Genomic DNA, 10,979 nt, shown 5'->3' on the forward strand with positions numbered 1-10,979 from the left:
CCCCAAAAACTAGCAGTCGTAGTACATCTCAAACTCCTGCGGGGTTGGGCGCAGGCGGGAAGGAGCGATTTCCTTTTCGTTCTTGTACTGCAGGTAGGTCTCGATGAGGTCCTCGGTGAAGACATCGCCTTCGGTCAGGAACTCGTTGTCTTCCTCCAGGGCGCGCAGGGAAGCCTCAAGGCTGGTTGGTGCCTGCGGGATGGAAGCCTGCTCTGCCGGTGGCAGCTCGTAGAGGTCCTTATCTACCGGAGCGTGTGGCTCGATGCGGTTCTTGATGCCATCGAGGCCAGCCATCATCATCGCAGCGAAACCGAAGTACGGGTTACCTGATGGGTCCGGAGCGCGGAACTCGATGCGCTTTGCCTTCGGGTTGGAGCCGGTGATCGGAATGCGGATTGCCGCGGAGCGGTTGCGCTGGGAGTAGACCAGGTTAATCGGGGCCTCAAAGCCCGGAACCAGGCGGTGGTAGGAGTTCAGAGTTGGGTTGGTAAACGCCAGAACTGCCGGTGCGTGGTGGAGGATGCCGCCGATGTAGTAGCGCGCGATATCGGAAAGGCCACCGTAGCCTGCCTCATCGTAGAAAAGCGGCTTGCCGTCCTTCCACAGGGACATGTGGGCGTGCATGCCGGAGCCGTTGTCACCCGCGAGCGGCTTTGGCATGAAGGTTGCGGACTTGCCGTACTCAGCGGCGGTGTTCTTGATGATGTACTTGAAGGTCTGAATATCATCAGCCGCGTGCAGCAGGGAGTTGAAGCGGTAGTTGATCTCATTTTGACCCGCGCCCACCTCGTGGTGGAAGCGCTCGATCTGGAAGCCGGCGTTCTGCAGGTTGCGCACCATGGCATCGCGGACTTCGCCATGCTTGTCGACGGGCGCGGTGGGGAAGTAGCCGCCCTTGACGCGGGTCTTGAAACCGGTGTTCGGGGTACCGTCGAAGTTGGCCTCGTTGCCGCGGTTCCACCAGCCCTCGTCGGTGTCTACCTCGTAGAAACCATGGTCGATGTCGGTGGAGTAGCGCACGGAATCGAAGAGGTAGAACTCGGCCTCAGCACCGAAGTTGCACACGTCCGCGATGCCGGTGGAAGCAAGGTATTCCTCGGCCTTCATTGCGACGTTGCGTGGGTCGCGGGAGAAAGGCTCCAAGGTGAACGGATCGTTGACGAAGAACTTGATGTTCAGCGTCTTGGAGGAGCGGAAAGGATCCACCATCGCGGTTGCTGGGTCTGGCAGCAGGGTCATGTCAGACTCATCGATGGAGGTAAAGCCACGGATGGAAGAACCGTCGAATGCGAGGCCTTCTTCAGCGGCGGCCTCGGTGAACTCCGAAGCGGGAATTGAAAAGTGGTGCTCGGTGCCGGGAACGTCAGTAAAACGAATATCGACGAACTTTACGTCTTCATCCTCGATGAACTTGACGATTTCCTGGACGGACTCGAAAGACACTGTTTGTCTCCTCAGGGGTTTAGAAAAATGTTCTTCATCGAAGTTTACTAGCTTTATTTGGCCTTCGGACGTTAACCCATCGATCTATAGATATATTTCGTTTTCGTGTCTGCATGCAGGGGGCACTAGATTGGTCAACATGGCTGATAAGCGAACATGGCTCGATGGACCCGCAATCCCGGGCGAAAATGATGACTTCGAAGGCCCCGGCGCATGGCCGGGCGAAAAGCTCGGACTTCCTGAGTCTGGCTCCGGGGCGCTGGCGCCGGTGGCCCGCCGTGCAGGGGCGGTTCTCATCGACTGGATCGTGTGCATGCTGCTGGCCAATCTCATCGTGATGTTCACCCACGCGCTGGGCGGCCCTGCATTCCTGGGCTACATGCTGTGGGTCATCGTCGGCATCCTCTGCGGCTGGCTCTTTGCTCGCACTCCGGGCATGCTTTTGCTGGGCATGGGCGTGGCGCGTCTCGACGCCCCGGGGCAAACGGTGGGCTTCTGGCGCGCGGCAGTGCGCACCATCCTCACCGGCTTCCTCTTCCCGGCCGCAATGGTCGATACCGACGGCCGCGGTATCCACGACCGCGCAACCGGCACCGCAGTGATCATGGTCTAGTTCCTCTATCTTGCGGCGTCGCAGGGTGCTTCCTACAAAACCTAAAAGCGGCCCTTCCTTGGTGGATTCCAAGGAAGGGCCGCTTTTGCACAAGTATTATTTGCCCTTACGCTGCTGCGCGCGGCGCATGCGGCGGTTCATGCCAGCCATGTTCTGCGCCTGGCGTGGCATCGGGCCCTTCGGCAGACCCGGGGTGGTGCCTGGCAGGTCATCCATGGCCTCAATCTTGCGGATGATTGCGTAGGTCTCGTCCTTTTTGAAGTTACGCGGGAACTTCATCACGTGATTGCGCAGCTTGGACACTGGAACCTCGTCCTCGCCGTTGCCCACCCAGACCTCGTAGACCGGAACGCCGCCGGCGAGCTTATCCACGCGCTTTTTCAGGGTGTTGAGAACCGGAGTCAAGCGCTTGCGGTCACCTTCGCAGACGAAGATGACGCCGGCATTGCCGATGACGCGGTGGATGAGGTCCTGGTGGCGGGTAACGCCGACCGCGGTCTTGACCTTCCAGACGATGCCCACGGTGTTGCGCAGCTGCTGCTCCAGCGCCCACCCCGCAACGCCCGGCTGATCCTCGACCTTTTTGTACATGTCGCGCTCAAGGCGGCGGGTAAACAGCCACATCGCCAGCAAAGCGCCGATGCCGAGGCCCAGGATGAGCATGAACCACTCGCCGTGAAAGAGCAGGCCGATAAGGAAGAACAACAGGCCCATGCCGAGGAAAGCGGCGAGCATGATAGGAATCAATGCCTTGTCATGCTTGCGCTGCATATTGAACGCTTGCCACATCTGGGAACGGGTTTGCTTGCGCTGCTCGCGTTTTGCGGCGCGCTCTTGCTTCTTTGCAGCCTTCAGGCTTGCCTTATCGTCTTGTGCCATGGTTCCTACTTTAAAGGTCAGCGGTGCAAATTAACGAATTGCAGCGGCAGCGGAGTCAGCGTTTGCCGGGGTCTTGACCATGCGGGTCGTTACCGGGGTTTCCTGGGAAGGGCCGTACTTCTCGAGCAGCGTCGAAGCCTCTTGGGCGGTAGCGCCCTTCGAGGTCTCAGCCAGGTGCTGCAAATTCTCTGGCAGTTCGAAACCGCGGGCCTCCATCGCCTGCACGTACAGGCGACCAGCGCGGTAAGAAGAACGCACCAGCGGGCCAGACATGACGCCGCCGAAGCCGAGCTCCTTGGCCAGCTTGGAGTGCTCGACGAACTCCTCCGGGCGTACCCAACGCTCGATCGGGTGGAAGCGCGGGCCTGGGCGCAGGTACTGGGTAATGGTGATGATGTCGCAGCCAGCAGAGCGCAGATCACGCAGCGCCTCTTCGATCTCATCCTTGGTCTCGCCCATGCCCAGGATCAGGTTGGACTTGGTGATAAGGCCAAAGTCGTGGGCCTGGCGGATAACGTCTAGGGAGCGCTCGTAGCGGAATGCCGGGCGGATGCGCTTGAAGATGCGCGGAACCGTCTCCAGATTGTGCGCGAAGACCTCTGGACGCGCCTCGAAGACCTCCTGCAGAAGATCCGGCTTGCCGGAGAAGTCAGGGGTCAGGTTTTCCACACCGGTGTGCGGGTTGAGCTCGTGAATCTTGCGCACGACCTCGGCGTAGAGCCACGCGCCTTCATCCGGCAGATCGTCGCGGGTAACACCGGTGATGGTGGTGTAGTTCAGGTCCATCTCCTGGATGTTTTCTGCAACGCGGCGCGGCTCGTCGCGGTCCAACTCCGCCGGCTTACCGGTGGCAATGTCGCAGAAATCGCAGCGGCGAGTGCACTTATCGCCACCGATGAGGAAGGTGGCCTCACGAGATTCCCAGCACTCGTGGATATTCGGGCAACCAGCCTCCTGGCACACGGTGTGCAGGGAAGCGCCGGACACGCGGGACTTCATATCCTCGTAGCCCGGGCCGGTGCGGACCTGGTTGCGGATCCAGCGCGGCTTCTGTTCGATGGGGGATTCCGCATTCTTCTTCTCAATGCGGAGCATCTTGCGTCCTTCAGGCTTAACAGTCACAAAAACTCACTCTACGGGGTTGGGATTGTCTCTTACTAATACAAGTCCGGTGTGTGGAGGATTATTCCGCACTCTGGGCACGCTTTTGGCGGGCCTTCTCGTTGGCGACCTTAATCGGGTCCGGTGCTGAACCAAAGGTGTGGTCCGCGACGGTGAGCTCACCAGAAAGCGCGCGCTGCAGGGCGTCGAGAAGCGGTGTCGCAGCTTCCTCCATGGAGACATCGCGGCCAAGCTCGAGGCTCAGCGTGGTCACGTCGGCATCGTCAATGCCGCAGGCGACGATGTGCTCGTAATACTCCAGCGTGTTGGTGCAATTAAGCGCAAGACCATGCATGGTTACGCCGCGAGTGATGCGGATTCCCAGCGCCGCAATCTTGCGATCGCGCTTGGGGGCCTGCGGGTCCACGGCCTGGGTGGTGGAGGGCACCCACACGCCAGACCGGCCGTCGATGCGGCCGGCGGTACGAACACCAAGCTCGCGCACCGTCTGGATGATTGCCTCTTCGAGCCGGCGGACATAGTCCACGACGTCGACAGGCTCCGCGAGCTTCAAGATGGGGTAGACCACCAGCTGCCCCTCACCATGCCAAGTAATCCGCCCGCCGCGATCCACCGTGATGACCGGCAGACCATTGTCCGGCATATCCTCCGGCTGCGTGCGCTTGCCAGCGGTGTAGATGTTGGGGTGCTCGACCACGAGGATGATGTCGCCGCGCTCGCCTTTTGCGCGCTGGGCGGCAAGCTCGGCCTGGAGATCCCACGCCTGTTGGTAATCCATGCGGCCGAGGTGGCGGATTTCCAGCGCTTCCTGCGACGCGCGAATGCTGCGATCAGCGGGGAAGAAGGGCTCACGAGGAGCTGTCATGTGTGATGCTTCCTTAATCTAATAAAACGCGAGGTTCGATACTGATAGTGCCACCCAGGCCAATGCCCGCCCAACACCGGGGTGAGAGGGCAGGGGGAGGCGTTGGCGGAGGCAAAAGAAAAAGCGGGAGGAAACCCTCCCGCTTTAGCAGTAAGTGGCTTAAACGCCGTTTGCCGCAGCGTACTCCTCTGCGGTCATCAGCTCGCCGGTCTCAGAAACCTCGACCTCGAAGAGCCAACCTTCACCGAATGGGTCGTTGTTGATGACTGCGTAGTCATCGTGAACAGCCTCGTTAACAGCGGTGACAGTGCCGGTAACTGGGGCGTAGAGATCGGATACGGACTTGGTGGATTCGACCTCACCGCAGGTATCGCCAGCGGTAACAGTGTCACCGACTGCCGGCAGCTCAGCGAAGACGACCTCGCCCAGGCGGTCAGCAGCAACGGAGGTGATGCCAACGCGGACGGTTGCGCCCTGTGCGGCGTCAGCAGAAGAGTTGATCCACTCGTGGTCCTCGGAGTAGGAGAAATCTGCAGGAAGGTTAGCCATTGTGATGGGAGTCCTTTCGGAAGATGGTATGTGTTCTTATCTTAACGGTTGTCACGCGTCCGCGAACTACTTTTCGCGCTTGTAGAACGGAAGGGCCGCGACGCTAAATGGGTAGCGCTTGCCGCGGATGTCTACCTCGACGGCGTCGCCAGGCTGCAGGTTTGCAGAGGTATCCAGCAGCGCGATGGCAACCGGGTGGCCCAGGGTCGGGGAAGGCTGACCGGAGGTGACAGAACCGACCTTGGTATCGCCAACGAAGACCTCAGCACCGGCGCGGGCGGCGCGGCGCTGATCGGAGACCAAGCCGGTGATGGCGACCTGCGGACCTTCCTCTGCACGAGCGCGGATGACCTCAGCGCCAACGAAGTCAGCTTCCTTCTTGGCAAAAGCACGCGCCATGCCGGCCTCAACCGGGGTGATGTTGCGGGAGAGCTCGTTGCCGTAGAGCGGCATGCCAGCTTCCAAGCGCAGGGAGTCACGCGCTGCGAGGCCACACGGCAGGATGTCGTACTCGGCACCGGCCTTGAGCAGCTCCTCCCATAGCTCCGGGGCATCGGAGTTGTAGACGATGAGCTCGAAGCCATCCTCGCCGGTGTAGCCGGTGCGGCAGATGAAGGCGTACTTGCGCGCTACCTTGCCGGTCATCGCTGCGTAGTAAGGCAGTTCCATGACGGCTTCCTGCTTATTGTCCTCGACCAGCGGGATGAGGATTTCTGCTGCCTTCGGGCCCTGGATGGCAATCATGGCTACGTCGCGGGACTCGTTGTTGAGGTCCACGTCGAAGCCCTCAGCGCGCTCGTTGAGTGCCTCCCAGACCACGTCAGCGTTGCCGGCGTTTGGCACGACCAGGAACTTGGTCTCGCCCAGGCGGTAGGTGATGAGGTCATCGATGATGCCGCCATCTGCGGCGCAGATCATCGAGTACTTTGCCTTGCCCACCTTGAGGGTGGTCATATCGGAGATTAGGCAGTAGGACAGGAACTTTGCGGCATCCTCGCCGTTGACCCAAATTTCGCCCATGTGGGACAGGTCGAAAAGGCCGGCGGAGCTACGAACCGCGCGGTGTTCTTCGAGCTCGTTGTTGTACTTCAGGGGCATGTTCCACGGGCCGAAAGCCGTAAAGGATGCGCCAAGCTTTTCATGCTCTGCATGCAGCGGGGAGTTGAGCAGTTCAGACATTTTTTCTCCTTTAGAGTTCTTCTCTGCTAGTTCGATTCCGTTAGTTGGCCTCCGCGTCAGCGGAGACCTCGAATGCTTCTGGCGGCGGGCAAGCGCAAACCAGGTTGCGGTCACCGTAAGCCTCGTTGATGCGGCGGACTGGTGGGAAGTACTTGTTGGCGCGTAGCGAGGCAACCGGGTAGGCGGCTTCCTGGCGGGTGAAGGAGTACTCCCAGTTATCAGAGGCCACTGCCGCTGCGGTGTACGGAGCGTTGTGGATAACGGATGCTTCGTAGGCGACCTTGCCGTCGATGATGGCCTGGATTTCGGCGCGGATTGCGCGCATGGCCTCGATGAAGCGGTCCAGCTCGGCCAAGTCCTCGGACTCGGTCGGTTCCACCATGAGGGTGCCGGCGACCGGGAAGGACAGGGTCGGTGCGTGGAAGCCGTAGTCCACGAGGCGCTTGGCGACGTCCGCCGCAGTAACGCCGGAGGCATCGGTCAGCTCGCGCAGGTCGAAGATGCACTCGTGCGCGACCAGGCCGGCGTTGCCGGTGTAGAGAACTGGGAAGGAATCCTGCAGGGACTTTGCCAGGTAGTTTGCGCCCAGGATGGCGTGGCTGGTGGCCTGTGCAACGCCCTCGGTGCCGACCATGGCCAGGTAGGCCCAGGAGATAGGCAGCACGCCGGCGGAGCCAAACTTGCTTGCGGTAGAAGGAACGCCCTTTTCAATCGAGGTAGCCTGCTGCGGGTCGATGGAGGAATCGTTCGCATCGGTGGGCAGGAATGGCACCAGGTGCTTGGCGACGCCCACCGGGCCAACGCCCGGGCCACCGCCGCCGTGCGGGATGGTGAAGGTCTTGTGCAGGTTCAGGTGGCTGACGTCGCCGCCGAACTCGCCCGGGCGTGCCCAGCCGGTTAGCGCGTTCATGTTCGCGCCGTCGATGTAGACCTGGCCGCCTGCCGCGTGGACCTTGTCGCACACGTCGCGGACCTCAGGGTCGAAGACGCCGTGGGTGGATGGGTAGGTGATCATGATGCCGGCGATGTGCTCGCCGTGCTGTTCGATCTTGGCATCCAGGTCCGCCAGGTCGATGGAGCCATCGTCCGCGGTAGCAACGACGACGACGCGCAGGTTTGCCAGGGTAGCAGAGGCCGCGTTGGTGCCGTGTGCGGAAGATGGGATGAGGATGACGTCGCGGCCAGCGTCGCCGTTGGCAACGTGGTAGCGGCGGATGGCCAGCAGGCCTGCGAGCTCGCCCTGGGAGCCAGCGTTGGGCTGGATGGAGACCTTGGCGTAGCCGGTCAGCTCGGCCAACCAGCCCTCGAGCTCCTCGATGAGCGCGCGCCAGCCGGCGGTGGTCTCTTCCGGTGCATATGGGTGAATGCCCGCGAACTCTGGCCAGGAGATCGGCTCCATGGCGGCAGTGGGGTTCAGCTTCATGGTGCAAGAACCCAGCGGAATCATGGTGCGGTCCAGCGCCAAGTCCTTGTCTGCCAGAGTGCGCAGGTAGCGCAGCATCTGGGTCTCGGAGTGGATGGAGTTGAAGATTGCGTGATCCAGCGGAGCTTCCTCGCGAACCAGTGCGGAAGGAAGTGCGGACTGTGCTGCGTCATCCTTGGCCACAGCTTCAGCTGCGATCTCGGCGCCGAACGCCGCGGCTAGCTTCGCCACGTCTGCAGCGGTTGCGGATTCGCCGAAGGAGACGGATACCTTGTCGGAGCCAATGGCGCGCACCAGGTAGCCCTGCTCCTGCAGGCTGGACTTGATGGCCGCGGCATCGACGTCAGCGATGGTGACGGTGTCGAAGAACTCGTCCGCTACGAGCTGTGCACCAGCCTCACGAACTGCGTCGGCGAAGGAAACAGCCAGCGAATGGATGTGCTGCGCGATTGCCTTCAGGCCTTCTGGGCCGTGGTAGACGGCGTACATGGACGCTACGTTGGCCAGCAGCGCCTGCGCGGTACAGATGTTGGAGGTAGCGCGTTCACGGCGGATGTGCTGCTCGCGGGTCTGCAGAGCTAGGCGGTATGCCGGGCGGCCGTCTGCATCCTTGGAAACGCCGACGATGCGGCCCGGCATCTGGCGCTTGAGCTTGTCAGTAACGGCCATGTATGCCGCGTGCGGGCCACCGAAGAACATCGGGACGCCGAAGCGCTGCGCGGAGCCCAGCACGATGTCCGCGCCCAGCTTGCCCGGTGCTTCCAACAAAAGAAGGGAGAGCGGGTCGGCGACGACGGAGACAACCGCACCGCGGGTGTGCAGCTCCTCGATGATGCCGCGTGGGTCAAAGACGTCGCCCTCGGTGCCGGTGTACGCAATGACGGCGCCGATGAGGTCTTCGCCCACGAGGCCCTCGCGGATATCGAGGATTTCCACTTCGAGCTCGATGGCGCGAGCTCGCTCCGCCGCCACAGCGAGCACCTGCGGATGCAGGCGGGAGTCCAGGATGACGCGGCGGCCCTTCTTGACCGCGCGGGACATCAGGCCGACTGCCTCAGCAGTAGCGGAAGCCTCGTCGAGCAGGGAAGCGTTTGCAATCGGCAGACCGGTCAGGGATTCGATCATGGTCTGGAAGTTCAGCAGTGCTTCCAGGCGGCCCTGGGAGATCTCCGGCTGGTACGGGGTATAAGCGGTGTACCAACCAGCATCCTCCAGCAGGCCGCGGCGGATGACGGCCGGGGTAAGTGTGTCGGAGTAGCCCTGGCCATAGAAGGACTTCAACACGATGTTCTGGCTGGCGTATTCGCGCAGCTTGTCCTGCGCTTCATTCTCGCTCAAGGCATCTGGCAACTGCGGTGCCGATGCGGCGCGGATGGTTGTGGGAAGTGCGGCGTCGACAAGCGCGTCCACGCTGTTGTATCCCAGTGCGTTGAGCATCGTCGCTTGCTCGGAAGAATTTGGTCCGAGGTGGCGCGAGATGAAATCCATAAGTTCAATCTCCTTTGAAAGAAGCTCCGTGAAGGACGTCATGGTGAATGCCTAAAACATGGCCTAAACCGACCCTAAGTATAAAGCCTATGGCTGTGACCTAAATCGGTTTATAGAAGTCTTTTCGTGCACCACACAACGACGGCGTCGCCCATAGCCGCGCTAAGAGCCTAAAAGTGCCGAATAGACTCCCTACGCGGCCCGTGGGCGAGGAACAGGGTTGAGAAATCGCCGGACAGACTCGGGCAGGCCTAACACCCCCGTTTGCGGGGAGATAAGTGAAAACCCCGCAAGCTCCCGAGTATCCACAGCAGTGGAAACAGGGGAGCCTGCGGGGCGGAAAACCCTAAACTACTAAGGGTTTAACTCCTTAGACCTCGAGGTCAGCCTCGAAGTCGGCGGTCTCAAGGCGGTCCTTGATGGTGGTGATGAAGCGACCTGCGTCTGCGCCATCGACAACCTGGTGGTCGTAGGTGAACGGCAGGTAGCACATCTGGCGGATAGCGATTGCGTCCTGGCCATTCTCGTTGACAACAACTGCGCGCTTGGTGATAGCGGCGGTGCCCAGGATGCCGGCCTGTGGCGGAACCAGAATCGGGGTATCGAGGAGTGCACCCTCGGAGCCGATGTTGGTGACGGTGAAGGTGGCACCGGTGAGGTCGTTCGGCTTCAGCTTGTTGTTGCGGGCCTTGTCAGCCAGCTCAGCAATAGCCTTTGCGATCTCCGGCAGGGACATGTCCTGTGCCTTGTGGATGACCGGCGTCAGCAGGCCACGTGGGGTATCGACGGCGATAGCCACGTTGACGTCTGCGTGGTAGGTCATCTCCTTGGTCTCAGGGTTGTAGGAAGCGTTGACGTTCGGGTGGGAAACCAGAGCCTCAACGGTTGCCTTAACGATGAACGGCAGGAAGGACAGGTTAGCGCCGTGCTTGTCGATGAAGGCCTGCTTGGACTTCTTGCGCATATCCCAGATGGCAGTCATGTCGACTTCCTGGACGTGGGTCAGCTGTGCGGAAATCTGCAGAGCCTCAACCATCTTTGCAGCAGTGATCTCGCGGATGCGGTTGACCTTCTGGGTGGTGCCGATGAGTTCCTGCTTTTCCGGATCCACGGACTTGGTGGACCAGCGTGCGCGTGGGTTGGAGGAGCCGGCTGCCGACGCCGCCGGTGCCTCGCCCTCGCCTGCAGCTGCCAGGACATCCTGCTTGCGGATGCGGCCGCCAACGCCGGTGCCGGAAACGGTGGAAAGGTCAACGCCGTGCTTTTCCGCCAGCTTGCGTACCAGCGGGGTGACGTAAGGAACGTTATCGCCGTTGTTGATCTTGGAAGAGCCCTCGGAAGCAGCCGGGGTGGAGGAAGCGTCTGCAGACTTCTCAGCCTTTGGCTCTTCCTTCTTCTCTTCAGCCTTCGGCTCTGCC

Annotated in this window: 9 protein-coding genes; 1 reads left to right on the forward strand and 8 read right to left on the reverse strand. The window is 61.2% G+C overall.

The features are described from left to right. Nucleotides 1-9: 9 nt before the first annotated feature. Nucleotides 10-1,443 carry a type I glutamate--ammonia ligase gene (glnA, locus tag HMPREF2935_RS00680; RefSeq protein WP_062038139.1) on the reverse strand — a complete coding sequence of 478 codons (1,434 nt, stop codon included), beginning with the start codon at nt 1,441-1,443 and terminating at the stop codon, nt 10-12. Nucleotides 1,444-1,582: 139 nt separating this feature from the next. Here glnA and HMPREF2935_RS00685 point away from each other — a divergent pair, with 139 nt between their 5' ends. Next, complete coding sequence (locus tag HMPREF2935_RS00685) at nt 1,583-2,056, forward strand: RDD family protein (RefSeq protein ID WP_061923726.1); 474 nt, start codon at nt 1,583-1,585, stop codon at nt 2,054-2,056. Between the two features lie 96 nt (nt 2,057-2,152). On the opposite strand, the gene HMPREF2935_RS00690 is transcribed toward HMPREF2935_RS00685, so the two are convergent. The 7 genes from HMPREF2935_RS00690 to sucB all read right to left on the reverse strand — a co-directional run. After that, nucleotides 2,153-2,935 carry a DUF4191 domain-containing protein gene (locus tag HMPREF2935_RS00690; protein ID WP_062043880.1) on the reverse strand — a complete coding sequence of 261 codons (783 nt, stop codon included), beginning with the start codon at nt 2,933-2,935 and terminating at the stop codon, nt 2,153-2,155. A gap of 30 nt (nt 2,936-2,965) precedes the next feature. After that, nucleotides 2,966-4,030 (reverse strand): lipoyl synthase, encoded by a 1,065-nt coding sequence (gene lipA / locus HMPREF2935_RS00695; protein WP_061923719.1) that lies wholly within the window; start codon nt 4,028-4,030, stop codon nt 2,966-2,968. Between the two features lie 88 nt (nt 4,031-4,118). After that, on the reverse strand, nt 4,119-4,922 hold the full coding sequence (lipB, locus tag HMPREF2935_RS00700; RefSeq protein WP_070731572.1) for a lipoyl(octanoyl) transferase LipB: 804 nt from the start codon (nt 4,920-4,922) through the stop codon (nt 4,119-4,121). A gap of 159 nt (nt 4,923-5,081) precedes the next feature. Continuing rightward, nucleotides 5,082-5,471 (reverse strand): glycine cleavage system protein GcvH, encoded by a 390-nt coding sequence (gene gcvH, locus HMPREF2935_RS00705; RefSeq protein ID WP_062043887.1) that lies wholly within the window; start codon nt 5,469-5,471, stop codon nt 5,082-5,084. A 66-nt stretch (nt 5,472-5,537) separates the two neighbouring features. Further along, nucleotides 5,538-6,650, reverse strand: a complete 1,113-nt coding sequence (gene gcvT, locus HMPREF2935_RS00710) for a glycine cleavage system aminomethyltransferase GcvT (protein ID WP_061923710.1) — start codon at nt 6,648-6,650, stop codon at nt 5,538-5,540. 40 nt (nt 6,651-6,690) lie between these two features. Further along, complete coding sequence (gene gcvP, locus HMPREF2935_RS00715; protein WP_061923919.1) at nt 6,691-9,561, reverse strand: aminomethyl-transferring glycine dehydrogenase; 2,871 nt, start codon at nt 9,559-9,561, stop codon at nt 6,691-6,693. A gap of 370 nt (nt 9,562-9,931) precedes the next feature. Continuing rightward, a partial coding sequence (gene sucB / locus HMPREF2935_RS00720) for a 2-oxoglutarate dehydrogenase, E2 component, dihydrolipoamide succinyltransferase (protein WP_070432635.1) occupies nt 9,932-10,979 on the reverse strand: 1,048 nt, incomplete at its 5' end.

It is taken from the genome of Corynebacterium sp. HMSC076D02 (assembly GCF_001813815.1).
Taxonomy (GTDB): domain Bacteria; phylum Actinomycetota; class Actinomycetes; order Mycobacteriales; family Mycobacteriaceae; genus Corynebacterium; species Corynebacterium simulans.